This window comes from Streptomyces ortus, assembly GCF_026341275.1.
Lineage (GTDB): Bacteria > Actinomycetota > Actinomycetes > Streptomycetales > Streptomycetaceae > Streptomyces > Streptomyces ortus.
On sequence record NZ_JAIFZO010000002.1, the window covers coordinates 6,133,846 to 6,159,175 of the forward strand.

The window sequence follows — 25,330 nt, forward strand, 5'->3', positions numbered from 1 at the left end:
CCGGAGCGCGGCACCCCCTGCGGTCGGCCCCCGGGGTCCCGCACCGGCCCTCGCGATGGAGGAGTCGAGCAGCGCGGTCATGGAGGGACGTCTCCCGTCCGTACTCCTGTCCAGCCTCGCCCGTGCCCGATCCGGCGGCAGCGCCCGAGGGAAACGATCCCGAACGCCAGGTCGGCGCGGACGAGCCGGTGAAGGGCCGGCGGTGGGTTGTTGGAGGTCACCCGCAACTCGACCCCAACGCCGTCACCCTTGGGCTGAGTGCGTAAGTGAATTCAGGCTCCGTCGGGGCGGGGCAAGGGACCGGACATCGACCCGAGGTGTGACAACCCACCGAGCGGCTTCACGGAAATCTTCGAAGAGCCACTGCGCACCCGTCGCCGACAACGTCTGGAGGTTATCGAAGAATTCTTTTCGCCATGCCTTTCTGACCTCATACCCCAGTCGTGGATTCGATCCTTCGGTCAGAATCGATCGGACTCGGTCGTTGAGGCGGTGGCCGAGCCGGACGTCAGGCCCGGTCCGGGCGCGCTTAGCGGATGCGGGGATGATTAGTACGGTCATATCGTCGAAATCGCACCATCGGGTGATCCGATCGGCGGCCGATCGGTGGCCGGTCGGCGAACTCCTGGGCTGGGCTCCGAAGGTCTCCTCGACGCTTCCTCTGCCTCACGCATGCGCTCTGTGCTGCGCATCTTCTTGATCGATTATTCGGGTGGTGGGATTTCGGCGCGCCCTTCCGATTCCGTGGACGGCCTCATATGGGCTTCCGGCACATCAGGTCATGAGCCGCGACGGTAGATCATATGGTGGTATAACTCTGGGCGACGGGGATGCGGGGGGATGAGGGATTCGCGTATGTGCGGCCGTATTCACGTCTGGCGCGATCGTGCCCGCGAGTAGACATGCCTACTCAATTTCTAAAAATTTCCGATCGGAATCTGTTCAGCTGTTATGCCGTGCCGCACTGAACCTGCGGTGCTGGGGGGAGTTCATCATGCGTCGCATGCTGTGGAAAGCCGGGGTGTGCGGAAGCGCCGCCGTGCTCACGCTCGTCACGTCGCCCGTCACCACGAGAGCGGCCACGACGGAGCCGAGGATCGACCTGAAGGTGCTCGTCGTCGATGACGGAGGTCCGGCCACCGGAGCCATCACCGCCGAACTCGACTCGGCGGGTACCCCGTACACCAGGGTCGACCTGGCCGACAGCGGGCGGCCGCAGATCAACACCACCTTCCTGAGCGATACGGTCAGCGGTCGTCCCAGGGCGAAGTACCAGGCCGTCGTCCTGCCGAACGACAACCCGTTCGGCGCCGGCTCCGCGGAGATGGAGGCCCTCGCGACCTTCGAGCGGACCTTCGGCATCCGGCAGGCCGACGCCTACACCTACGCCAGACCCGAGGTCGGGCTCAACTACGCGCAGGCGCCCGGGTACATGGGCTCGCTCGACGGCGCCACCGCCCAGGTGACGTCGGCCGGGAAGAGCGGCCCCTTCGGCTACCTCGACGGTGACGTCCCCTTCGAGGACAACGCGCCCGGTGTGTCAGAGAGTTACGGCTATCTGGCCGTCCCGCTCGCCCAACAGCAGGCAGGGGCCACGTTCACCAGTTATGTGGACGCTCCCATCCCGGGCAGTTCCGCGCGGGGTTCGCTCGTCGGCGAGTACGCCCACGACGGGCGCCGGGAACTGGTCGTCAACTTCGTCTACAACCAGCACCAGCAGCAGTACCGGCTGCTCAGCCGGGGCATCGTCGAGTGGCTGACCCAGGGCATCCACCTGGGTGCCGACCGCAACTACTTCGCGGTCCACGTGGACGATGTCCTCCTCGGCGACGACCGGTGGAACACCTCGCTCAACTGCACCCCCGGAGACGTGGACTGCGCCCCGGGCGAGGGCGCCACCCCCGACCCGATCCGGATGACGGCCGCCGACGCCCGGTACGCCAAGCAGTGGTCCGCCGACCGCGGGTTCACTCTGGACATGGTGTTCAACGGCGGCGGCAGCGAGGACTACAAGGCCGAACACGGTGGTGCCGACCCGACGGCGGATCAGCTCATCGCCGACAAGAGCGCCTTCCGCTGGGTCAACCACACCTACACGCACCCGTTCCTCGGCTGCGTCCAGGACGTCAGCGTGGTGCCGTGGAAGTGCTCCACCGACGCAAGCGGAAAGGTCCAGTGGGTCAGCCAGGCCGACATCACCTCGCAGATCACCCGGAACCGTACCTGGGCGGGCGGCAAGGGCCTCACCCTCGACAACACGGAACTGGTCACCGGTGAGCACTCCGGGATGAAGGTGCTGCCACAGCAGCCCGCCGACAACCCCAACCTGGCCCCGGCCCTGACCGCCACCGGGGTGAAGTGGCTGGCCGGCGACAACTCCCGGGACCCGCAGCAGCGCCAGATCGGCTCCGCCCTCACCGCGCCGCGCTTCCCGATGAACGTCTACTACAACGTGGGCCGCGCGGCCGAGCAGGTGGACGAGTACAACTTCATCTACACCAGCAAGGCCGACGGCGGCAGCGGCATCTGCGAGGGTTCCTCGACCACCACCTGCCTGAGCGCCCCGCTGGACCCCCAGACCGGCTACACGTCGTACATCGTCCCGTTGGAGAGCCGCATCGCCCTCGGGCACGCGCTGTCCAACGACCCCCGGCCGGTGTACATCCACCAGTCGAACCTCGCCGAGGATCGCATCGCCTACCCGGTGCTGAACAAGATCCTGGGCGACTACACCAGTCTCTACGGGGCCAACACCCCGCTGGTCAATCTGCGGCTGAAGGACATCGGGACCGAGCTGAAGCAACGCGCCGCCTGGGCCGCCGCACTGAAGAACAACCAGGTCACCGCCTACCGGATCGGCGACACGGTCACCATCAGCTCGCCGACCGGCACCCGGACCAGCGCGACCATGCCCGCCGGCACCACTCAGAAGCAGCTGATCGGCAGCACCGCCTTCGGCACCGCCTACGCCGGGCAGCTGTCCGGCTGGACCACCCCCGGCACGCTGCAGTCCTCGATCACCCTGCAACTGACCGCACCCGCCACGCCCGCGGCCTCCACCGCCACCGGCACCGCCGACGTGGAGACACCGGCGCCCGCGACGCGTGTGCCCAGTGGTGTGGCCAACCCAGTCCCGGCAGGCCCCGGCGACACCGTCCTCCCCAAGCGCTGACTGTGCTCGGCGGGCATGACCAGCTCGACGACGCAGACGTCCCGGCGGGCCCGAAAGGCACGGCGGGCCACGGGGACACAGGGACACAGGGACACGGGAACCTTGGCAAGGACCGACCGCACCATGTCGGCAATGGGGGACACAGTGGGATCCGGCTCGACCACGGCCATCGCGGGCGTCGACATCGGCGCGATCCGCGTCACCCTGCTCACCGAAGGCACCTACCCGCACAGCCAGGGCGGAGTGAGCGTCTGGTGCGATCAGCTCGTCCGCGGGATACCCGACGCGGACTTCCAGATACTCGCGGTCACCGGTGACGGCCGCGAGCCCGTCACCTGGGAGACACCCACGCACGTCAGCAAGGTGGTCTCCATCCCCACCTGGGGACCGACGCCGACCGGTCGCGCACCGACCGGCCGGCGGCTGCGGAGCTTCGTCGACACCTACGAGATGTTCCTGCTGTCCCTCCTCGATCCCGGCCCCGGCCCCGGCGCCGGCTCCCATGTCGGCCCCAGCACCCTGGAGCGCTTCGCCGAAGGGCTCTACGGCCTCGCGGTACTGGCCCAGTACGGGGAACTGACGGCGGGGTTGCGCACCGAGGCGGCGCTACGCACCCTGGCCGCCGTCTGGAACCGCCCGCACCTGCCGACCCACGCGGCCCGGCCGACCATGCACGACGCACTGACCGCGACCGACCTGCTGGAACACGCCCTGCGCCCACTGGCGGTCGCCCCGCCCAGGGACGGGATCACCCATGCCGTCAGCGGCGGACTGGCGGTCCTCCCCGGGCTGCTGGCCCGGCACCTGCACGGCACGCCCCTGCTGCTCACCGAACACGGCGTCTACCTGCGTGAACGGTACATCGGTTACGGCGCCGACGGTTTCCGCTGGCCGGTGAAGGCACTGCTGCTCGGCTTCTTCCGGCTGCTGGCACAGGAGACCTACGCCCGCGCCGCGCTCGTCACGCCAGGGAACCACTACAACCGACGCTGGGAGGAACGTGGCGGCACCGCACCCGACAAGATCCGTACCGTCTACAACGGTGTGGACCCCGGGGCCTTTCCTCCCGCCGGTCCGGAGCCGGAGGTCCCCACGCTGGCCTGGGCGGGCCGGGTCGATCCCATCAAGGACCTGGAAACGCTGATCCGGGCCTTCGCCCTGGTACGCCGGGAGATGCCCCAGGTGCGGTTGCGGCTGTTCGGCGGCACGCCCAGTGGCGGCCAGGCCTACCGGGAACGCTGCCAGGCTCTCAGCCGGGACCTGGGCATCGCCGAAGCGGTGGCGTTCGAGGGCCGGGTGGAGGACATCCGCGACGCCTACGCGGCGGGCACGGTGGTCATGCTCTCCAGCATCAGCGAAGGTTTTCCCTTCACCCTCATCGAGGCCATGTCGTGCGGCCGGGCCACCGTCTCCACCGACGTCGGCGGGGTCCGCGAGGCAGTGGGCGGCACCGGACTCGTCGTACCGCCGCGCGAACCGGAGGCGATGGCGCGGGCAGCCCTGGAACTGCTGCGCGCGCCCGCCCGCCGGGCCTGGATGGGCGAGGCCGCACGACTGAGGGTGATCGATCAGTTCACGCTCCGGCACACCATCGACTCCTTCCGGGAGATCTACGGCGCGCTGGCAGCGGGCGAGGACCGGGCGCACCCGGCCGAGGACCCGGCGCCGCGCGCCCGACGGGCCGGAGGTGAGTGGTGAACGGGCCGGGCGACGAGCGAACCCTGGTGCTGCGCCTGCCGACCCTGCCGCAGTGGCCGGCCCGGGCCGACGACCCGCTCGACGAGCTCGCCGGACGGATGGCGGACGTGTGCGGGGCCGCCGTTCACCCGGACGAGATCGCCGCGGTGCTGGAGTCCGAAGGACTGACGCAGGAACAGATCACCACCCGCTACGCACGACGGGACCTGTTCGCTGTCGCGGAGGAGCTGTACGCCCGGGTGCCGCGCAGTTTCCCGGACCCCGGACCGGTCTCCGATCCCTGGCGGGCCAGCTCACGGCAGTGCCTGGTGCGGGGGATGCTGTTCGGCCTGCCGGGGCTGGCCTACCTCCTGGGCTCCGGGCTGCTGCCCGGCCGGGTCACCGGGCTCGTCGCCTCGGCACTCGTGGCCTGGGCCTGGAACCAGGCGCTGGCCCACCGCGCCTACGTACGGCTGGCCACGGGCGGCCGACGGGCAGCGGCGCGATGCCTGCTGTTCGGGGCCCCGGCCGGGGTGACGGCAGCGGCGGCCGCCGCACTGGCCGTCTCCGGGACGGGCGCCGTCGCGGCCCTCGCGGCGGGAGAGGCGCTCTATCTGGCGGCGGCCACGGTGCTGCTCGTTCTGGGACGCGAACAGCACCTGCTGATCGCGCTCGTACCAACGGCGGCCGGGGCGGTCTGCATACCTCTGTGGCGCCCCGGCCCGGCACTGGTCGTTGGGCTGCTGCTGGCCACCGTCGCGTTGGCGGCGCTGTCGGCGGCAGGGGGGATCGTACGGTCGCTGCGCACCGCGAGCCTCTCGGCACCGGGCACCGCCCGGCTCACCGCCTCCGTCCCGTACGGGCTGTTCGGCCTTGCCGCCGGGGCGCTGACGCTGCTGGCCCCGGCGGCGGGCAGGTCGGCCGCCGTCGTGCTGACGCTGAGCATGGGCGTGGCCGAGTGGTTGCTCTACCGCTACCGGAGCCTCGCACTCACCGCTCTGCGGCACAGCCGGACCCCCCGGGGCTTCCGGCTCCGGGCGGCCGGCGTGCTCGCCCTGTGCCTGACCGCGTATCTCGCGGTGCTCGCCGCCCCTGCGCTGGTCACCGGCATTCCGCCGCTGCCGCTGCTGGCCCTCGGCGCGGCGCTGTGGGTCGCCCTGCTGCTCCAGGCGGCGGGCATCGCCTGGCCGTCCGCCGTGGCCTGCCTCGCCGCCGCCGCGGCGGAGACGGCCCTGTCGGGCGCGGACCACCGGGGACCGGCTCTGCTCAGCCCGGCAGCCGCCGAGCTGGTGGCCTGCGGCTGCGCGGCGGCAGTGCTCCTGGCGGTCGCGTGCACCCGGATGGGCCGGACCACGGCCCACCGCTGACCGGATCCCGTCACCCCGGTAGCCCCGGTAGCCCCGGTAGCCCCGGTAACCCCGGTTATCCCACGCCGGCCTGGCCGATCAGATCCCGATTGCCGATTCAGATCAGATCCAGGCCAGATTCAGATCAGATCCAGACCATATTTCAGACGCAGATCAGAGGAGACAGATCCGTGACCTCGTCCGCTCCCGCAATCGTCGCAGTAACCGGTGCCGAGGGATTCATCGGCTCGCACCTGGTGGAGGCACTCGTCACAACAGGACACCGGGTACGCGCCATGGCCCAGTACAACTCCTTCTCCTCCTACGGCTGGCTGGAGACCCTGCCGCAGGACGTGATGGACAACGTGGAGGTCGTACTCGGCGACGTACGCGACGCCGGATCGGTGCAGCACCTGCTCACCGGTACCGAGGCCGTCTATCACCTGGCCGCGCTGATCGCGATCCCGTACTCCTATCAGGCACCGCACAGCTACGTGGCCACCAATGTCACCGGGACGCTCAACGTGCTGGAAGCCGTACGCCGGCTCGGCATCCCCAGGATGGTGCACACCTCCACCAGCGAGACGTACGGCACCGCGCAGACCGTCCCCATCACCGAGGACCACCCCGTCAACACCCAGTCCCCGTACGCCGCTTCCAAGGCGGGCGGCGACCGGCTGGCCGACAGCTACCACGCGAGCTTCGGCACCCAGGTGGTCACTCTGCGGCCGTTCAACACCTTCGGGCCGCGTCAGTCCATGCGGGCGGTGATCCCCACCGTCATCGGGCAGGTCGCGGCAGGGGAGCGGACCATCGCCCTCGGTGACCTGCGGCCCACCCGGGACTTCATGTTCGTCAAGGACACCGCCCAGGCGTTCCTCGCGGTGGGCACCGCTCCCGCCGAAGCGGTCGTCGGCCGCGCTTTCAACGCCGGTACCGGCGGCGAGATCTCGGTCGGTGACCTGGTGACTCTGGTCGGCAAGCTCATGGGGGCCGAACTCGCGGTCCGCGAGGACACACAGCGCATCCGGCCCGCCGCGTCCGAGGTGATGAGGCTGGTCTGCGACGCCTCCCGGCTGCGCGCCGCGACCGGCTGGGAACCGGCCCACAGCCTCCAGGAGGGGCTGGAGCAGACCATCCGGTTCTTCTCCGACCCGGCGAACCTGGCCCGCTACAAGACCGCCATCTACAACGTCTGACGACTCGTCCTGGGCCCTCGACCACCGATCGACCGGTGGTCGATCGATCGACCCGCCGACGAGCCGACCCGCCGACCCGCCGAACGACCCACCGACAAGGGAGTCCGCCATGCACGCAGTCATTCTGGCCGGAGGCAAGGGTGTCCGGCTGCGCCCGTACACCACCGCCCTGCCCAAGCCGCTCGTCCCCATCGGCGACCAGCACGCCATCCTCGAAATCGTGATGCGGCAGCTCGCCGACGCCGGCTTCACCACCTGCACCATCGCCATCGGCCACCTCGGCCACATCATCCGCGCCTACGTCGGCGACGGCTCCCAATGGGGTATGCGCGTCGACTACTCGACAGAGGACAGCCCGCTGGGAACCATGGGACCGGTGCTGACCATGCTCGACCGGCTGCCCGAACACTTCCTCGTCATGAACGGCGACATCCTCACCGATCTGGACTTCCGCGCCGTCCTGCGCGGCCACCAGGCCGACGGTGCGCCGCTGACCATCGCCACCTACTGCCGCAAGGTCAGGATCGACTTCGGCGTCCTCACCACCGACAGCAAACAGGTCGTCGGCTTCTCCGAGAAGCCGACCCTGGACTACCGGGTCTCCATGGGCGTCTACGGACTCTCCCGCTCCACCCTCGACGGTTACACCCCCGGTCTGCCGCTCGGCTTCGACGAACTCGTCCTCGACCTGCTTCGCGACGGCACGCCCCCGGCCGCCCACGAGTTCGACGGCTACTGGCTCGACATCGGCCGCCCCGACGACTACGACCGGGCCAACGCCGAGTTCACCACCCACCGTGACCTGCTGCTGAAGGGAGCGTGACCTGATGCGCGTCCTCGTCCTCGGCTCCACCGGGTTCCTGGGTCGGCACATCACGGAGCACCTGCGCGCCATGTCCGGCGTGCGGGTGCTCGGCGCCGGCCGCTCCCCGGGCGCCGACCTGCGGGTCGACCTCACCACCACCACCGTCCCCGCTCTCGCCGCCGACCTGCGCGCGCTGGCCCCGGACGCCGTCGTCAACTGCGCCGGTGCCGTCGGAGGCGGCCCGCTCCTGCTGGCGGAGACCAACGCCCGAGGGCCCGCCGTGCTGTGCGAGGCCCTGACCGCGGCCGGCATCCCGGTACGGCTGGTCCATCTCGGATCCGCCGGCGAGTACGGGACGAACGCCGGGCAACCGCTCGGCGAGGACGCCGCCACCTGTCCGCAGGGCGCGTACGGGGCCACCAAACTGGCGGGTTCGCTGACCGTCGCCGAGGCCGCGCTGGACGCCGTCGTCCTCCGGGTGTTCAACCCCCTCGGTCCGGGCTCGCCCGGCACCAGCCTGCCGGGGCGGCTCGCCGACGAACTGCTGCGCGCCGGGCCGGACGGCGCGGTACGGGTCGGTGACCTGTCCGCGTACCGCGACTTCGTCGACGCACGGGACGTGGCCCGTGCCGCCGCCCTCGCCGCCACCACGCCCGGTCCGCTGCCCCGCATCCTCAACATCGCCGGCGGCAGCGCCACCCGGGTCCGCGAGGTGGCGCAGGGCCTCGCCCGGATCAGCGGATTCCACGGGCGGATCGACGAGAACGGCCCCGGTTCCCGGCGTTCGTCGGCCGTCTCCTGGCAGCAGGCGGACATCACGGCTGCCGCAACGGCTCTGGGCTGGCATCCCGAACGCGCCCTCGCCACCTCGCTCGCCGACCTGTGGACCTCGCGCACCGGCACACCCCCGGCCCCGGCCCCGGTATGACACACGGCCGACTGCTCGTTCCGCTGTACGTCCACCCCGCGGTGGACCCAGCGGCCTGGCAGGCTCTGACGCGGGTCCCGTCGCGGCTGTACGGCGTCGTCCTCAACGTCGCCGACGGCCCCGGCGCGACCCGCGACCCGGCCTTCGCCGCCGCCGCCGGGGCGCTGCGTACGGCGGGCATCCGCGTGCTCGGATACCTCGACACCGCCTATGGCACCCGTCCCCACCAGGCGGTGCTCCAGGACCTGCGCCACCACATCAGCTGGTACGGAACCGACGGTGTCTTTCTCGACCAGGCCGGCGCCGAAGCCGGCCTGCTGCCGTACTACCGCGCGCTGGCCGAAGAGGTCCGTGACCACGGTGTCGGCACCGTCACGCTCAACCCGGGAGTCCACCCCGATCCCGGCTACGCCTCCCTCGCCGATCTCCTGGTCACCTTCGAAGGGGACTGGCAGGCCTACCTCACCTCGTCCGTGCCCTCGTGGACCGAGGCGTACCCGCCGAGCCGCTTCTGCCATCTGGTCCACGGCATCCCGGACGGCCTGTGCGACCTCGCCGCCCGCACCACCCGGATCCGCCGGGCCGACATCCACTGCGCGGTACCGGGGGAGGGCGCGAACCCCTGGGCCGCTCTGCCCCCGGCGCTGAGGAGGGGAACCGCGTGAGGTCCACAACCCGCCCGTCATTCCCGCCGTCCGTCGTACACCTCGTGTGCACGGGAGCGCTGGCGGGGCTGCTCACCGGGTGCGTCACGGCCCCGGGCCGCACCCCCGACGGACATCCGCCGGCCGCACGCTGGCATCCGCGCCCCGGCACGGCCTGGCAGTGGCAGCTCAGTGGCACCGTCGACACCCGTGTGGACGTCCCCGTCTACGACATCGACGGTTTCGAGAACGGCCCCGCCGTCGTGCGACGCCTCCACCAGAGCGGCCGCAAAGTCATCTGCTACATCAACGCCGGCGCCTGGGAGTCCTTCCGCCCCGACCGCGACGACTTTCCCGCCGCCGTTCTCGGCCGCTCCGACGGATGGAACGGCGAGCGCTGGCTCGACATCCGCCGCCGCTCGGTGCTCCGCCCCATCATGGCCGCACGTCTCGACATGTGCCGTGCGAAGGGCTTCGACGCCGTCGAGCCCGACCTCCTCGACGGCCACACCAACGACACAGGATTCCCGCTGACCGCCGCCCACCAGCTCGCCTACAACCGCATGATCGCGAACCTCGCACACGAACGGGGCTTGGCGGTCGGTCTCAAGAACGACCTGGAACAGATCCCCGACCTGGTCGGTGACTTCGATTTCGCGGTCAACGAGCAATGCGCCCAGTACCGCGAATGCTCGTCGCTGAGTCCCTTCATCAAGGCGGGCAAGGCCGTCTTTCACGTGGAGTACAGCGAGCCCGAGCGCACGTTCTGCCCGATCGCCAAGCGCCTCGGCCTCGACTCGATGCGTAAACGGCTCGATCTGGGCCGCTGGCGCAGCACCTGCTGAACGGTGGAGTGCGTGGTGTGTGCATGTTCTTGGTGGGGGTGGATACGCGACCTGTATGAATGCTGATGGAATGCGATGGAGTCGGAGGCCCGCTTTGGTCGCCGGTGTGGTCGCGGCGGGTGTGCTCGGGCTCGGGGCTTGCGGCGGACATGACGGGGGAGCGGAGAGTTCCTCTTCCGCGGCCGGTGCCGTGTCCGACGCGCCGAGTGGGGCCGGCTCCTCGGGCGGGACGGATGCGGGGGCCGGGAGCGCGTCGCCCACCGGTTCGTCGCGAGCCGGGGGCTCCGGCGCGGTGACCTCGGAGCGGGGCTCGACCGAGAGTCCCGCCAAGGGAAGCGACTGCACCACGGACGATCTGCGGGCGCGGCTCGCGGCCACCGGTCAGGAGATGAACAGTAAGTACTTCGACCTGACCCTCACCAACACCACGGACGGCACCTGCGCCCTCAAGGGGTACGCGGGGCTGTCACTGGTCGACGCCGAGGGCGGGCTCATCGGGAAGCCCGCGACCCGCTCGCAGGACGGGGCCGCGAAGGCGGAGAACGTCGTGCTGAAGGCGGGGCAGGCCGCGCACGCCGTCGTGCGGACACCCGACAAGGGGGTCACGGACGGCAAGTGCTGGGCGAAGCCCGCCCGGATCAAGGTCTACCCGCCGAACAACACGGCAGCGCTCACCGCGTCTCCGGGGACATTGCTGGTCTGCGGCGACTCGTTCACGGTCGGTCCGTTCACCGCGCAGGCGCCCTGAATCGTGCGGGGTCACCGAGGGCCCCGCCTGGGACGTAGGCACGGGCGGGCCCAGGTGCGTAGGCGTCATCGTTTGGAGTGCGCGCCCAGCAGTTCCTCGGAGAGCCGCCAGATACGCCGCGCGTCCTCCGTGTCGCGCAGGCGGCTGTACAGCTTCTGCCGCGCCGGAGGGCCGCCCATGTGTCCGGGCCCGCTCGGCCCGTAGAACTCGCCCCCGACCGCTTCGGGTGACGTGGCGGCGAGGAGAGCGGGCAGTTGTGCCGTGTGGACCGTTCCGACGACGAGGCCGCGGGCCGACGCGGCCCGGATCAGGCGCACGCTCATCGTGTCCTTGGCCCGGCCGACCTCGGGGCGGGCGGCGAGCAGGCTCGTCGGCGCGATCCCCGGGTGGGAGAGGTTGCTGGTGATGCCCCAGCCCGCCGCCTTGCTGCGCCGGTCGAGTTCGAGGCCGAAGAGGCCGAAGGCGATCTTCGACTGGCTGTAGGCGCGCATGCCGCTGTAGGAACGTTCCCAGTTCAGGTCGTCCCAGTTGATGGCGTTGCTGTTCGCCGCGACGCTGATCTGCGACGTCACGCGGGCCCGGCCGGCCCGGAGCAACGGCAGCAGGTGGTCGACCAGGGCGAAGTGCCCCAGGTGGTTGGTGCCGAACTGCAGCTCGAAACCGTCGGCCGTGGTCTGCCGGTCGGGCGGGGTCATGACGCCGGCGTTGTTGACGAGCAGGTGCAGGGGGCGGCCCTCGTCGAGCAGGGTCCTGCCCAGCTCCGCGACGGAGGCGAGTGAGGAGAGGTCCAGGGAGCGCAGCGACACGTTCGCGTCGGGGGTCCGCTCGCGGATCCCCGCGACCGCTTGCTCGCCCTTGCGCGGATTGCGGACCGGCATGATGACCTCCGCGCCCGCGGCGGCCAGGCGCGATGCGATACCGAGCCCGATCCCGTCACTGGCTCCGGTGACCACAGCGGTCTTCCCGGTCAAGTCCGGAACGGCGATGTTGATGTCCCTGCCGGTTTCCCTGCCGGTTTCCCTGTCGGTGTCTCGGCGTGGCATGTGTGTACTCCCTCACGGGTGGCATCAATGGTTCATCAATGCGTTGGTCAATGTGTTGGTCAATGCGTGGTCAATGCGTAGTCGATGTGTCGTCTACGGGGGCGTTGGGTCCACCGTGGCCCTGATGACCGGGGCCATCCAGGGACTGCCGATCCACTGATGAGCGCGCCGAGGCTCGGCCGACCCGCACGGAGGCTCACTGCCGTAGAGGGGGATCGGCGATCCGTGGATCAGCGCGGGTGTGCGCGCTAGAAAGGGATCAGCACGAGAGGGAGACCACGTATGGAGATCGACCGGGCCGGGCTCGCCGCGTTCCTGCGGCACCGCAGGGAGCTGCTGCAACCCGAGGACGTCGGCCTCCCGCGCGGACAGCGGCGCAGAACCAGCGGGCTGCGCCGGGAGGAGGTCGCCGAGCTCTGCCACATGTCGACCGACTACTACGCCCGGCTGGAGCGCGAGCGCGGCCCGCAGCCGTCCGAGTCGATGATCGCCTCCATCGCGCAGGGGCTGCATCTCTCCCTCGACGAGCGGGACCATCTCTTCCGTCTCGCCGGTCAGGCCCCGCCCGTCCGGGGCGCGGGTGCCGTCAGCGAGCACATCAGCCCCGGCCTGCTGCGCATCCTCGACCGGCTGGGCGACACGCCCGCGGAGGTCATCACCGAACTCGGCGAGACCCTGCGGCAGACCCTGCCCGGCATCGCCCTGACCGGTGACGCCACCCGCTTCACCGGCCCGGCGCGCAGCATCGGCTACCGCTGGTTCGCGGACCCGGCCGTCCGCACGCTCTACGCACCGGCGGACCACGCGTTCCTCTCCAGGATGTTCGCGTCCGGCCTGCGTGAGGTGGCCACCCTCCGGGGCCCTGGCTCGCGGGCCGCACGGTACGCCCAGCAGCTCCTCCCGCAGAGCGAGGAATTCCGCGCTCTGTGGGAGAAGCACGAGGTCGGGGTCCGGCCCCAGCACGTCAAGCGCTTCATCCACCCGGAGGTCGGCGCGCTCGAACTGAACTGCCAGGCCCTCCTCGACCCGGAACAGTCACACCGCCTGCTCGTCTACACCGCGGTCCCGGGCAGTGAGAGTTACGACAGGCTGCGCCTCCTCACGGTCATCGGCCCGCAGGTGCTGCGCTGAGCCCGTATCGGCGTGCCCGGAGGCCGGGGACGGGGGATGGTGGTTGTATGACCGGCTCCGCACTCATCGTCATCGACATGATCAATACATACGAGCACAAGGACGCGGAACTTCTGCTGCCCGCCGCCGAGGCGGCGCTGCCCGGGATCGTGTCACTGCTCCGCCGGGCCCGTGCGGCCGACGTCCCGGTGATCTACGCCAACGACAACTGGGGACAGTGGCGTTCCCATCACGGCGAACTGCTGGAGGAGGCCCTGGCGACGCCGCACGCCGCTCTCGTGGAGCCCCTGCGGCCGGACGAGGAGTCCCTGTTCATCGTGAAGGCCCGGCACTCCATCTTCTACGAGACACCGCTGACGTATCTGCTGGCGGAACTCGGCGTCGACCGGGTGGTTCTGACCGGCCAGGTGACCGAGCAGTGCGTGCTGTACTCGGCGCTCGACGCGCACATCCGGCGTCTCGACGTCGTCGTACCCGAGGATGCCGTGGCCGCCATCCACCCGGAGCTCGCGGAGGCCGCGCTGAGCATGATGCGGCGGAACATGAACGCGGAGATCACGCGGGCCGCGGACGTCGCGTGGTGACACCGGCGGCCGGGCGAGCCGTCGAGAAGTAGGGGATTCGGGGATCTTCAGTGATGCGGGGATCTTCCGGAATTCGGGGAACTCGAATGGATCAGACGAAGGGCGATCAGATGTCCGACACACCCCGTTCCCAGGCCGAGCCCCAGCCCGAGCCCGAGCCCCAGCCCGCGTCCCAGTCCCAGCCTCGGCGGCCCGAGCCGGACTTTCCTCAGCAGGATCAGGAGCATCCCGGGTGGACCGGGGCCATGGACCCACCGCCCGATCACGGGGAGGACTCGTACCGGGGCTCGGGCCGGCTTCAGGACCGTAAGGCCGTGCTGACCGGTGGTGACTCCGGTATCGGGCGGGCCGTCGCGCTGGCCTTCGCGCGGGAGGGCGCCGACGTCCTGTTCACCTACCTGCCCGAGGAAGGCGAGGAGGCGGCGGAGACCTCACGTCTCGTGCGGGACGCGGGCCGCACGGCCGTGGCCGTCCCGTGCGACATCCGGGAGGAGGAGCAGTGCCTGCGGCTGGTCGAACGCGCGGTGCTGGAGTTCGGCCGCATCGACATCCTCGTCAACAACGCCGCCTATCAGATGGCGCAGCCCGACGGCATCGCGGCGATCACCACCGAGCAGTTCGACCGGGTGATGCGTACGAACCTGTACGGCATGTTCTGGCTGTCGAAGATGGCGCTGCCGCACATTCCCAAGGGCGGTTCCATCATCAACACCACCTCGGTGCAGGCGTACCGGCCCAGCCCGCACCTGCTGGACTACGCCATGACCAAGGGTGCCATCGCGACGTTCACCCAGGGGCTGGCCCAGATGGTCGCGGCCGACGGCGTCCGCGTCAACGCCGTGGCGCCGGGTCCTGTCTGGACCCCGCTGATCCCCGCGACACTCCCGGACACCGCGGAGTTCGGGAAGCAGTCCCCGCTCGGCCGCCCCGCGCAGCCCGCGGAAATGGCTCCCGCGTACGTCTTCCTCGCCTCCTCCGAGGCGAGCTACATCACTGCGGAGATCGTCAACGCCACCGGTGGTTCACCCATCCCGTGACGCCTGCCACCGCACCCGTGCCGCGGGCAGGTGCTCCTCGATGTGGGCGGGCAACGGCTCGTTCTGTGTCGTCGCTATGAGGGCCTTCGCCACGTCGTGCACCTTGGTGTTGGAGTGCTGGGAGACCCAGACCAGGATCTCCCAGCCCTCGTCGGCGGTGCACGACCAGGCGGCCATCAGTACTCCGCGCGCCATGTCGACGACCGGCCGCCGCTCCAGTGCCTCCTTGAGCTGCTGCGTCTCCGCGAGGAGCTGCTCTCCGGTGGGCATCCCGCCGTCGGGACGGGCGACTTGGCGCGCCGTTTCGCGCGGCGCGCGGGGCAGAGGTCGTTCGACGAGGTCGCGCCGGGGGCCGGGGCGCTGGGATGGGCGCATGTCTGGAGCGTGCCCGCCCACTGCGCATCGATGCATCGACACATCGATGCATCGACAGTCCGGTGTGGGTGTGGGTGTGGGCGCAGGCGCGGGTGCGGGGGCGTCAGGAGGGAGTCGCTTCGCGGTGGTGTCAGTCGCGGTGGGGTGATGCCGCGGTCGTATCAGGTGTCGCGCCGGTCGCGCCGCTGGACGTCGTCCTGGGCGCCCTCGTTCGGGGACAGGGCGTCGGCCCCCTCGCGGTCCTTGCCGCGCCGCTCTCCGTCGTCGACCACGTTCGTCTCGGCTTCCTCCGCCGCGTGGAGGACCTCGCCGGCCGCGGTATCGGGGTGCTTCCCGTGCTCGTGGTGGTCGTGGTGCTTGTCGTGCTCGTGGTTACGCGTGGTCATGTGGTGGCTCCTTCTCCGACGGAGTGCCCGCCGCCTGGGCGGCGGCGGGCACTCCCGTGTGCTTCCTGCTCATCTGCCGTCAGGCATCTGCCGCCGGACGGCGGTCAGCGGCCGAGGGCCTTGGCCAGTTGCTGTTTGTTCATCGACGAACGGCCGTCGACACCGCGCTTCTTCGCCTCCGCGTACAGCTGGTCCCTCGTCGGCCCCTGGGCGCCGCTGTGGGACCGCTCGCCGCCGCGTTGCGGGGCCGACTTCTTGTCCTGGGTGGACGTCCTGCTCGCCGTCTTCGACTCGCCGGAACGGGCCCTCTCCTTGTTCACGGTGCGTGCGGCGATCTCCTTCGCACGCCCCGTGGAGGTGCCGCGCTTCTCGGCGCTCTCCTTGATGTGCTCGTACTGGCGTTCACGCTTCGCGTTGGAACCCTGCGGCATGACGAACTCCTCCCCAACCGGGACTGAGGGCGGGCGACTCTTTCGGGCCCGCGTTTCGACGACTTTCCGCGTACCCCGGGGTCGGTTTCTCACCCGGAACACACGCTTCCCATCTGATGCGGGGCCCCACCGGGTCTGCGAGCGGACCGCCACCGAACGGATGAACCCGCATCGGCGCGGTGGTGTCGGGGGCGAGGAGAGCGACCTCGGCCACGCCTCCCTGCGGCCCAGGACGGACCACTGCAGGTGTCGGTCGTGCCGCCAGGGGGCACTCGTCGGCAGCAGTCGCACGGTTTGACCTGCCGCCAGGTCGGCCGGCGGCTCGACCCGTGTACAGCCCGACGCGAGATGTCCTCGCCCGTCCGCAGCGGAAAGCCCTCCACCATGGATCACTCGACAGCTCCCGTACTCGACGCGCTGGTGGCGTACCAGGCGCAGGACCAGCTGCCCTTCACGCCGCCGGGGCACAAGCAGGGCCGGGGTGCCGACCCGCGGGTACGGGCCGTCCTGGGCGATGCCCTGTTCGACGCGGACATGCTCGCGGTGTCCGGGCTCGACGACCGCACCACGTCCCAGGGGATCCTGAAGCGGGCCGAAGCCCTGATGGCCGACGCGGTGGGCGCCGATCACACGTTCTTCTCCACCTGCGGCAGCTCCCTGTCCGTGAAGGCCGCCATGCTCTCGGTCGCCGGGCCGCACGAGAAACTCCTCGTCGGACGTGACGCGCACAAGTCGGTCATCTCAGGTCTGATCCTCGCGGGCATCCGACCCGTCTGGGTCGACCCCCAGTGGGACCCCGATCTCCACCTCGCCCACCCGCCGTCCCCCGAGTCCTTCCGCGCGGCGTTCGCGGAGCACCCCGACGCGCGCGGGGCGCTGGTCACCAGCCCCACCCCCTACGGCACCTGCGCCGACATCGCGGCCGTCGCGACGCTGTGCCACGAGCACGGCGTGCCGTTGATCGTCGACGAGGCGTGGGGCGCCCACCTGCCCTTCCATCCGGAGCTGCCCACCTGGGCGATGGACGCCGGCGCCGACGTCTGCGTCACCTCGGTCCACAAGATGGGCTCCGGGCTCGAACAGGGGTCGGTCTTCCACCTGCAGGGCGACCTGGTCGAGGTCGACACCCTCGCCTCCCGCGCCGACCTGCTCGACACCACCAGCCCCTCCGTCCTCATCTACGCGGCCCTCGACGGGTGGCGCCGGCAGATGGTGGAACACGGCCATGAGCTGATGGAGGGGGCCCTCGACCGGGCCCGGCGGGTACGGGCCGCCATCGAGGACATCGAGGGCCTGCACGTCAACGACCGTGACGACTTCTGCGCCCCCGGGCGCGCCTTCGACCTGGACCCCCTCCAGGTCTTCATCGACCTGAGCGGGGTCAAGTTCAGCGGTTACGACGCCGCCGACTGGATGCGCCGGCACCACCGCGTCAACCTGCACACCTCCGACCACCGGCGCATCAACGCCCAGCTCACCCACGCCGACGACGAGACCACCACGGAACGGCTCCTCGACGGTCTACGTGACCTGGTCGCCCACGCCGACGAGCTGCCGCCCGCCCCGGACATCCGCGTCCCGGACCCGGCGAGCCTGCGTCCGCGGCAGGTGACGCTGCCGCGGGACGCCTTCTTCGGTGCGGTCGAGCAGGTTCCCGCCGACCGCGCGGTGGGGCGGGTCTGCGCGGAGATGCTCACGCCCTATCCGCCCGGGATCCCCGCCGTTCTGCCGGGCGAGCTGCTCGACCGCGCCGTGGTGGACTACCTGCGCAGCGGCGCCGACGCGGGGATGCTCATCCCCGATGCCGCCGACGGCAGCGCCGCCACCATCCGCGTATCCGTGCACGACGTCGACGCGGACTGACGAGGTTGACGAAGTCCGGAAGGAGCCTGGGGGCACCCGGACTCAGGCGCTCAGGAGCTCGGGCCGTCAGATCGTCCGTGGCGGCAGCGGGCGGACGGCCGGTCCATGGAGGACCTCGCCGTCGATACCGAAGCGCGAACCGTGGCACGGGCACTCCCACGCCGTCTCCGCCTCGTTGAACGCGACCAGGCAGCCGAGATGCGTACAGCGTGCCGACACGGCGTGGGCGGCGCCCGCCTCGTCGCGGTAGACGGCACAGCGCCGCCCCTCGACCCGTACGACCGCGCCCGAGCCGGGGGCGATCTCCGCCACCGAGTCGACGTGGGTGGTCCGCAGCCGGTCGCCCACGAAGTGCTTGGCCACCTCAGCCTGCTGTTTCAGCAGCGCCGAACCCTCCCGGACGGTGCTCCACAGCCGGCGCGGGTCGTACAGCCCCGCCCACTCCGGTTCCGTGCCGGTGAGCGTCGACGCCAGCAGTTGGCCGGCCATGGCGCCGCCGCTCATGCCCCAGCCGGCGAAGCCGGTCGCCACGTACACATGGCGTGCGCCCGGGTGGTACGGGCCGACCAGCGGCACGCCGTCGCTCACGTCGTTGTCCTGGGCCGCCCACCGGTACGCCGTGTCGCCGACCGGGAAGTGCTCGTGCATCCACGCGTCGAGCCGCAGGAAGCGTTCGTTGCTGTCGCCCGTGCCCGGAGTGAAACTCTCCCCGGTGACGATGAGCAGTCGCCTGCCGTCGTCGAGTGGAGCGCTGCGTACGGACCGTTTGCCCAGGTCGTCCGTGATGTACATGTGCTCCGGTGCCGCCGAGGCGGGCAGTGGAGCGGCGACGACCAGTTCGCGGCGCGGTGACAGGCGTGCGAAGTGCAGGGCGCGGTCGAAGACCGGGTAGTGCGTGGCGACGACGACGTCGTTCGCCGTGACCGTCGTGCCCCGCTCGGTCGTCAGTGTGCACGGGGTGCCCTCGGAGAGGCCGGTCACCCGGGTCCGTTCGTGGATCACGCCGCCTCGGGCGGTGATGTCCTCCGCCAGGGCCAGCAGGTACTTGCGCGGATGGAACTGCGCCTGCCCCGCGACGCGTACCGCCGCGGCGACGGGAAACGGCAGATCCGTCTCCGTCACGAGGTCGGCGGCCAGCCCCGCTTCGGCGGCGGCCTCCGCCTCCGCCTCGAACGTGGCGCGTTGGGCCGGGTCGACGGTGAAGGTCAGGGCCGAGGAACGCTCGAAGTCGCAGTCGACGCCGAGTTCCGCCGCCACGGAGGCGACGCGCTCCACCGCGGCCTGCTGGGAGTCGGCGTACTGGCGTGCGCCCTCCTTACCGCGGGTGCGGCGCAGGCGTTCGTACACGAGCGAGTGCGCCGCGGTGAGCTTCGCCGTCGTGTAGCCGCTCACCCCGGCGGCGACACGGTCCGCGTCCAGTACGAGGACGCCGCGTCCGGCCCGGGTCAGTTCCCAGGCGACGGAGAGGCCGGCCATGCCCGCGCCGATGACGACGACGTCCGCCGTCGTGTCGGTCTCCAGGGACGGATACCGGGGGCCCTGCGCGGTGGCCATCCAGTAGGACTCGGCGGTGCCCGGCAGTTCAGATCGCGTGGTCATGGCACCCGGGTTCCCCCACCGGCCGAAAGGAGACGCGGAAGATCGCCTCTTCCCCTGAGCGGCCCTGTCGCCACGATTCCGGAAGCCTCCCGGCCGTCACCCCTCCGACCGGCCCGTGCCGAAGCGAGGGACGAGTGCGGGGCAGGCAGACAGGCCGGCAGGCCCGCCCTCGCCCGGACGGCCGTGTCCGGCATGCTCCGGACCGACCGGCGGGGGAACGTGGGACGAGCAGGCCCCGCCCCACCACGCCCCGCCCCCACCGCGCTCCGCACACACGGCGTCCGCAGCCGCGAACGCCGGCGGCGGAGAAGCGAAGGGTGGGGGCGCCGCCCCCACCGACCTGCCCGACCTGCCCGACCTCCCCGGCGTGACCGGCGTGACCGAACGAGGAGACCCCCGTGCCCGACCCGGCCACCCGCCCCCACTCCACGACGCCCGGCCCGGCGACGTCCGGCCCGGCGACGTTCGGCTCGGTGAAGCCCGGTTCCGCGACGTCCGGTTCCGAGGCGTCCGGTCCCGTGACGCCCAGCCCGGCGCCCAGCTCCGCGACGCCCGGCCCGGCGACATCCGGCTCGGTGACGCCCGGTTCCGCGACGCCCCGCCCGGTGGCGCCCCGCCCGGTGGCGTCCGACCCCGTGACGCCCGGCCCCGCCACACCGCACCCCGCCGCCCCCCACCCCAGTGGCATCATCCGCGTCGCCTCCGTCCCCGCCGGGCACGTGTACGTGCGGCATCTGTCTCCGCCCGGGGGCGATCGCGTGATTCGTCTGGCCGATCCCCGTCCCTGCGGGGTGTCCAGCGGATCCGCCCGGTGGTGGCCGCCGGTCATGCTCGATCCGGAGTGGGTCGACGAGCACGCCGGTGCCTTCGACGTCTTCCATCTCCACTTCGGCTTCGACGCGCAGACCCCGCAGGCGCTGGAGGCCTTCGTCGAGGCCCTGCGGAGGAACGGCAGACCGCTCGTCCAGACCGTCCACGACCTCGTCAACCCCCACCACCGGGACGAGGCCGAGCACCGCGCGCAGCTGGACGTGCTCATCCCCGCGGCGGACCGGATCATCACGCTCACCCCGGGCGCCGCACGGGAGATCGCCGCCCGCTGGGGCCGTACCGCGCTGGTCCTGCCGCACCCGCACGTGGTCGGCCAGGCCGGCCTCGTACGCCCCCGGCCCGTACGCGACACGTTCACGGTCGGGCTGCACGCCAAGAGCATCCGGGCCAACATGGACCCGCTGCCGGTGGCCCGGGTGCTCGCGGACGCGCTGTCGGAACTGCCCGACGCGGTGCTGCGCGTCGACTGCCACCCGGAGATCGGCGATCCGGCGAGCCACTGGTACGCGCCCGGAGTGCTCGACGAACTCCGCGAGATGGACCGCAAGGAGCGGCTGCGCCTGCACGTCCACGACTACTTCGACGACGACGCGCTCTACGACTATCTGATCGGCCTCGACGTGTCCGTGCTGCCCTACCGCTTCGGCACCCACTCCGGCTGGCTGGAGGCGTGTCACGACCTGGGGACCACCGTCCTCGCGCCGACCTGCGGGTTCTACGCGGAGCAGCGGCCCTGCCTGAGCTACGGCCACGACCGGGACGGGCTCGACGAGGCGTCCCTGCGGCAGGCCGTGCGCACCGCCTACAAGGAGCGGCCCCTCTGGCGGGCCGATCCGGCCGACCGCCGGGCCGAACGTCTCCTGCTCGCCCGCGAGCACGAAGCGCTCTACGCGGACCTGTTGTGACCGCGTCCGCCGCCGGGCCCCCGCCGCGGTCCGCCCCCGCCGCGCCCCTGCGGATCGCCCTGATCGCCTCCGCCCGGCACCCGATCCGTGATCCCTTCGCGGGCGGCCTCGAAGCGCACACCTGGACGCTCTCCAAGGCCCTGCGTGCCCGCGGCCACAAGGTCACGATCTTCGCGGGGCCGGGCTCGGACCCGGATCTCGGGGTGGTCGAGATGCCGTTCCGGCCGCCCCGCATCAGCGAGGCCGCCTGCCGGGACACCAGCATGGTGGCCGCGCACTGGCTGGCGGAGCACCACGCCTACCTCCAGCTGATGCTCGACCTCTCCCGCCCGCCGGCGCGCGGCGACTACGACATCGTGCACAACAACAGCCTGCACTACCTGCCGGTGGCGATGGCCGCCGTGCTCTCCGTGCCGGTCGTCACCACCCTGCACACCCCGCCCACCCCGTGGCTGGAGTCGGCCATCCAGGCGCCGCCGCTCTGCCCGATAAGGTTCAGCGCGGTCAGCGACCACACGGCCGCGGCCTGGCGGCACGTGGTGCCCGCCGCCACCGTGGTGCGCAACGGCATCGACATCGAGCGCTGGCACCCGGGCCCCGGCGGGGACGAACTGGTCTGGTCGGGGCGGATCGTGCCCGAGAAAGGCGCGCACTTCGCGATCGAGGCCGCACGCCTGGCGGGACGGGGACTGCGGCTCGCCGGACCCGTGGGGGACACGGAGTACTTCGAGGCGTGCGTCAGGCCCCGCCTCGACCGCACCATCACCTACGCGGGCCATCTCTCCCAGCCCGAACTGTGCGAGCTGGTCGGCTCCTCGGCCGCCGCCGTCGTCTCACCCTGCTGGGACGAACCGTACGGACTGGTGATCGCGGAGGCGCTGGCCTGCGGCACCCCGGTGTGCGGGTTCGCGCGCGGCGCGCTGCCGGAGATCGTCACGGACGACTGCGCCCGGCTGGTCCGGCCCGGCGACTGTACGGCGCTGGCGGCGGCCGTCGAGCCGACGATCGCCCTGTCCCGGACCGCCGCGCGGCGCCACGCGGAGGCCTTCTGCTCCATGGAGGTCATGACCCGCAGCTACGAGCGCTTCTACCACTCGGTGTCGGCATGATCGGCTACTACGTCCACCACCAGGGCAGCGGCCATCTGAACCGGGCCAGGACGATCGCCGCGCACTGCCCCCTCCGGGTGACGGGCCTGTCCACCCTTCCCGAGCCCCCGGACTGGCCCTGGCCGGGCGACTGGGTGCGGCTGCCCCGGGACGACGACGGCGACCCCGCCGGTTTCGCGGACGTGACGGCGGGCGGGCGGCTGCACTGGGCGCCCCTCGGACACGCCGGGTTCCGTGGGCGCATGGCGCAGATCGCGCGCTGGATCGAGGCGGCCTCGCCCCGGCTGCTGATGTCCGACGTCTCCGTCGAAGTGGCCCTGCTGGCAAGGCTGTTGGGTACGCCCGTCGCGGTGGCGGCGATGCGGGGCGACCGCACCGACCCGCCGCACCGGACGGCGTACGACCTGGCGGATCTGCTCCTCGCTCCGTGGCCGGCCGCGCTGCCCGAGCCGGGCTGGCCCTCCCACTGGCAGGCCAAGACCGTCCACACGGGCGCCTTCTCCCGCTTCGACGGCCGCCCGCGCGCCGCGAGCGCCGCGGACCCGGGGTGTACGGACCGATCGCGTACGCCCCGGAGGGTGCTGCTCCTGATGGGTGCGGGCGGGTCCGACGTCTCACCGGGGGAGGTGAAGGCCGCCCGGGCGGCCACCCCCGGCTGGGAGTGGACGACGCTCGGCGGTCCTGACGGCGGCTGGTCGGCCGATCCGTGGCCCGCCCTGTGCGCGGCGGACGTCGTGGTCACCCACGCGGGCCAGAACGCGCTAGCCGAGTGCGCCGCCGCGCGCCGTCCCGCGGTGGTCGTCCCCCAGGACCGCCCCTTCGGGGAACAGGCGGCCACGGCCCGCGCCCTGACCCGCGGCGACCTGGCGGTCGTCACGCCTGCCTGGCCGGCCCCGGAGACCTGGCCCGCCCTCCTGGAACAGGCCCACGAGCGGGGCGGCGACCGTTGGTCCCGGTGGTCACCGGGCGACGGCGCGGCCCTCGCGGCGACCGCCCTGGCCGAGGCGGCGGGTGACACCACCCCGGTACGACGTCCCGGCGCCCCCGACCACCCCGCCGCCCTCTGATGCGTATCGCCATGCCGCGTATCGCCATGCCGCGTACCGCCGTGATCACCCTCGCGGCCGGGCGGCACGGGCATCTCGCTCTGCAGCGGGCCGGGCTCGACGGTGGCTCCCGGGCGCCCGGACAGTACGTCGTCGTCGCCATGGGGGATCCGGGACTGGGCGCCGTGGCCGCCGGGCGGCGGCCCGAAGCCGCGGTCGTCGACTGCCCGGTGCGCGACGGGAAGCTGCCGCTCGCCCGGGCCCGCAACCTCGGCGCCGCGCACGCCCTGGCCCGCGGCGCCGAACTGCTCGTCTTCCTCGACGTCGACTGCGTGCCGGGCGACAGGCTGCTGGAGCGGTATGCCGAGGTGGCCGGGGACCGCCCCCGCTCCCTCCTCTGCGGCACCGTCGCCTACCTCCCGCCGCCACCGGACCCCGTCGGCGGCTACCGGCTCGCCGACCTCCCCGCGCTCGCCGAGCCGCACCCCGCCCGCCCCGCCCCCGGAGCCGGTGAGATCCAGGACGGCACCGACCACACCCTCTTCTGGTCGCTGTCCTTCGCCCTGACCGCCGACACCTGGGACGCGGTCGGCGGCTTCTGCGAGGAGTACGAGGGGTACGGCGGCGAGGACACCGACTACGGCCAGCGGGCCCGCGCGGCCGGGGTCGGGCTCACCTGGGTGGGCGGCGCCCCGGCCTTCCACCAGTACCACCCGACCACCGACCCGCCGGTCGGACACCTGGACGACATCCTGCGCAACGGCGAGATCTTCCACCGCCGCTGGGGCTGGTGGCCGATGAGCGGCTGGCTCGACGCGTTCGCCGAGGACGGTCTGATCCGGTGGAACCGGACCGCCGCCCGCTGGGAAGCCACCGCACGCGGGGATGCCACCGCACGCCGCGAGGCCACCACAACCGGGCACACCACGGCCGCACCCGGGCCCACCACCACGGCCGCACCCGGGCCCACCACCACGGCCGCACCGGGCACGCCACCACGGCGCCGGGCACCGGCCCCGGACACCTCTCACCGCGACCCGGGTGACAGCCGGTCGCCTTGAGCCGGAGCGGTCGGCTCACGTGGCTGTCACGCGTGGTAGGCGTTCTACTACGCTTGCCCGGTGCGGCCGGCGCCGCACGGCGGGCGTCGCGGAAGGCGGTGTGCGGCGACATGGGTGCCTCACCGGCTCCCTGCGCGCGGCCGGCTACGCCCGCGCCGTGGCCCCGCCGATGTGGCTGCGTCAGGAGACCATCGGAAGCCTGCCGCTCCTGCGCTCCGCCGGCCGGCCCCTGGACGCCGACATCCTCGCCCTCGCCCAGACCCTCGCCGACGCCGCCACCATCGGCCTGCTCCACTCCCGCACCATCATCGAACAGGCGAAGGGATTGCTCGCTGCCCGTCGCAACGTCAGCCTCAACCAGGCGTTCGAGACGATGCGCAGCCACGCCCGCCGGCACCGGCTCCTGCTCAGCAACGTCGCCCGGGACATCATCGACACCGGCGACATGCTGCACCAGCCCTCCGGGCTGCCCAGGGCGAAGGCGACCGACGCCGAGTAATCGCCGAGGTGCGGGCGGCTCCGCGAGAAGCGGGGTACCCCGGCGTGTGCCGCGCCCCGCCCGCGC

The 25,330-nt window shown here is 71.8% G+C and carries 23 protein-coding genes; 18 read left to right on the forward strand and 5 right to left on the reverse strand.

The annotated features are described in order from the left end of the window. Positions 1 to 994 precede the first annotated feature (994 nt). From K3769_RS30355 to K3769_RS30395, 9 genes are all read left to right on the forward strand, one after another. The gene (locus K3769_RS30355; protein ID WP_267029439.1) at positions 995 to 3,172 is read left to right on the forward strand and encodes a hypothetical protein; all 2,178 of its coding nucleotides are present in this window, start codon (positions 995 to 997) and stop codon (positions 3,170 to 3,172) included. A gap of 132 nt (positions 3,173 to 3,304) precedes the next feature. Continuing rightward, complete coding sequence (gene pelF / locus K3769_RS30360; protein WP_267029440.1) at positions 3,305 to 4,870, forward strand: GT4 family glycosyltransferase PelF; 1,566 nt, start codon at positions 3,305 to 3,307, stop codon at positions 4,868 to 4,870. Further along, the gene (locus K3769_RS30365; RefSeq protein WP_267029441.1) at positions 4,867 to 6,216 is read left to right on the forward strand and encodes a hypothetical protein; all 1,350 of its coding nucleotides are present in this window, start codon (positions 4,867 to 4,869) and stop codon (positions 6,214 to 6,216) included. Before pelF ends, K3769_RS30365 begins: the two co-directional genes overlap by 4 nt. A gap of 170 nt (positions 6,217 to 6,386) precedes the next feature. After that, positions 6,387 to 7,394: an SDR family NAD(P)-dependent oxidoreductase gene (locus K3769_RS30370; protein WP_267029442.1), complete on the forward strand. Its 1,008-nt coding sequence runs from the start codon at positions 6,387 to 6,389 to the stop codon at positions 7,392 to 7,394. 109 nt (positions 7,395 to 7,503) lie between these two features. Further along, a complete protein-coding gene (locus K3769_RS30375) occupies positions 7,504 to 8,217 on the forward strand; it encodes a nucleotidyltransferase family protein (protein ID WP_267029443.1) in 714 nt (237 codons plus the stop codon). A gap of 4 nt (positions 8,218 to 8,221) precedes the next feature. Further along, a complete protein-coding gene (locus K3769_RS30380) occupies positions 8,222 to 9,127 on the forward strand; it encodes an NAD-dependent epimerase/dehydratase family protein (protein ID WP_267029444.1) in 906 nt (301 codons plus the stop codon). Next, positions 9,124 to 9,792: a spherulation-specific family 4 protein gene (locus K3769_RS30385; RefSeq protein WP_267029445.1), complete on the forward strand. Its 669-nt coding sequence runs from the start codon at positions 9,124 to 9,126 to the stop codon at positions 9,790 to 9,792. Before K3769_RS30380 ends, K3769_RS30385 begins: the two co-directional genes overlap by 4 nt. Further along, positions 9,789 to 10,616: an endo alpha-1,4 polygalactosaminidase gene (locus K3769_RS30390; RefSeq protein WP_372515073.1), complete on the forward strand. Its 828-nt coding sequence runs from the start codon at positions 9,789 to 9,791 to the stop codon at positions 10,614 to 10,616. The genes K3769_RS30385 and K3769_RS30390 overlap by 4 nt, the downstream gene beginning before the upstream one ends. Before the next feature lie 292 nt (positions 10,617 to 10,908). Continuing rightward, the gene (locus K3769_RS30395; RefSeq protein ID WP_267029446.1) at positions 10,909 to 11,364 is read left to right on the forward strand and encodes a DUF4232 domain-containing protein; all 456 of its coding nucleotides are present in this window, start codon (positions 10,909 to 10,911) and stop codon (positions 11,362 to 11,364) included. A 65-nt stretch (positions 11,365 to 11,429) separates the two neighbouring features. Here K3769_RS30395 and K3769_RS30400 read toward each other — a convergent pair whose 3' ends face one another. Beyond that, a complete protein-coding gene (locus tag K3769_RS30400; RefSeq protein ID WP_267029447.1) occupies positions 11,430 to 12,407 on the reverse strand; it encodes an SDR family oxidoreductase in 978 nt (325 codons plus the stop codon). 282 nt (positions 12,408 to 12,689) lie between these two features. Between K3769_RS30400 and K3769_RS30405 the strand changes: the two genes are divergently transcribed. The 3 genes from K3769_RS30405 to K3769_RS30415 all read left to right on the forward strand — a co-directional run bounded on the left by K3769_RS30405 (position 12,690) and on the right by K3769_RS30415 (position 15,159). Next, positions 12,690 to 13,538, forward strand: coding sequence for a helix-turn-helix transcriptional regulator (locus tag K3769_RS30405; protein ID WP_267029448.1), 849 nt, complete (start codon positions 12,690 to 12,692; stop codon positions 13,536 to 13,538). Positions 13,539 to 13,585: 47 nt separating this feature from the next. Then, positions 13,586 to 14,122, forward strand: coding sequence for a cysteine hydrolase family protein (locus K3769_RS30410; protein ID WP_267029449.1), 537 nt, complete (start codon positions 13,586 to 13,588; stop codon positions 14,120 to 14,122). A 110-nt stretch (positions 14,123 to 14,232) separates the two neighbouring features. After that, positions 14,233 to 15,159 (forward strand): SDR family oxidoreductase, encoded by a 927-nt coding sequence (locus K3769_RS30415; RefSeq protein WP_267029450.1) that lies wholly within the window; start codon positions 14,233 to 14,235, stop codon positions 15,157 to 15,159. Here K3769_RS30415 and K3769_RS30420 read toward each other — a convergent pair. The 3 genes from K3769_RS30420 to K3769_RS30430 all read right to left on the reverse strand — a co-directional run bounded on the left by K3769_RS30420 (position 15,145) and on the right by K3769_RS30430 (position 16,351). Beyond that, positions 15,145 to 15,534, reverse strand: coding sequence for an ANTAR domain-containing protein (locus K3769_RS30420; RefSeq protein WP_267029451.1), 390 nt, complete (start codon positions 15,532 to 15,534; stop codon positions 15,145 to 15,147). The genes K3769_RS30415 and K3769_RS30420 overlap by 15 nt on opposite strands. 161 nt (positions 15,535 to 15,695) lie before the next feature. Then, complete coding sequence (locus K3769_RS30425) at positions 15,696 to 15,920, reverse strand: hypothetical protein (RefSeq protein ID WP_267029452.1); 225 nt, start codon at positions 15,918 to 15,920, stop codon at positions 15,696 to 15,698. A gap of 104 nt (positions 15,921 to 16,024) precedes the next feature. Then, positions 16,025 to 16,351, reverse strand: a complete 327-nt coding sequence (locus K3769_RS30430; RefSeq protein WP_267029453.1) for a plasmid stabilization protein — start codon at positions 16,349 to 16,351, stop codon at positions 16,025 to 16,027. A gap of 384 nt (positions 16,352 to 16,735) precedes the next feature. Between K3769_RS30430 and K3769_RS30435 the strand changes: the two genes are divergently transcribed. Continuing rightward, on the forward strand, positions 16,736 to 18,214 hold the full coding sequence (locus K3769_RS30435; RefSeq protein ID WP_267029454.1) for an aminotransferase class I/II-fold pyridoxal phosphate-dependent enzyme: 1,479 nt from the start codon (positions 16,736 to 16,738) through the stop codon (positions 18,212 to 18,214). A 66-nt stretch (positions 18,215 to 18,280) separates the two neighbouring features. On the opposite strand, the gene K3769_RS30440 is transcribed toward K3769_RS30435, so the two are convergent. Beyond that, complete coding sequence (locus K3769_RS30440; RefSeq protein ID WP_267029455.1) at positions 18,281 to 19,813, reverse strand: FAD-dependent oxidoreductase; 1,533 nt, start codon at positions 19,811 to 19,813, stop codon at positions 18,281 to 18,283. 398 nt (positions 19,814 to 20,211) lie between these two features. Between K3769_RS30440 and K3769_RS30445 the strand changes: the two genes are divergently transcribed. The 5 genes from K3769_RS30445 to K3769_RS30465 all read left to right on the forward strand — a co-directional run bounded on the left by K3769_RS30445 (position 20,212) and on the right by K3769_RS30465 (position 25,264). Then, positions 20,212 to 21,549: a glycosyltransferase family 1 protein gene (locus K3769_RS30445; RefSeq protein WP_267029456.1), complete on the forward strand. Its 1,338-nt coding sequence runs from the start codon at positions 20,212 to 20,214 to the stop codon at positions 21,547 to 21,549. Further along, positions 21,546 to 22,658: a glycosyltransferase family 4 protein gene (locus tag K3769_RS30450; protein WP_267029457.1), complete on the forward strand. Its 1,113-nt coding sequence runs from the start codon at positions 21,546 to 21,548 to the stop codon at positions 22,656 to 22,658. The genes K3769_RS30445 and K3769_RS30450 overlap by 4 nt, the downstream gene beginning before the upstream one ends. Next, positions 22,655 to 23,725 carry a glycosyltransferase gene (locus K3769_RS30455; protein WP_267029458.1) on the forward strand — a complete coding sequence of 357 codons (1,071 nt, stop codon included), beginning with the start codon at positions 22,655 to 22,657 and terminating at the stop codon, positions 23,723 to 23,725. Before K3769_RS30450 ends, K3769_RS30455 begins: the two co-directional genes overlap by 4 nt. An 11-nt stretch (positions 23,726 to 23,736) precedes the next feature. Then, positions 23,737 to 24,765 carry a glycosyltransferase family 2 protein gene (locus tag K3769_RS30460; protein ID WP_267029459.1) on the forward strand — a complete coding sequence of 343 codons (1,029 nt, stop codon included), beginning with the start codon at positions 23,737 to 23,739 and terminating at the stop codon, positions 24,763 to 24,765. A gap of 100 nt (positions 24,766 to 24,865) precedes the next feature. After that, positions 24,866 to 25,264: an ANTAR domain-containing protein gene (locus K3769_RS30465; protein ID WP_267029460.1), complete on the forward strand. Its 399-nt coding sequence runs from the start codon at positions 24,866 to 24,868 to the stop codon at positions 25,262 to 25,264. Positions 25,265 to 25,330: the final 66 nt, after the last annotated feature.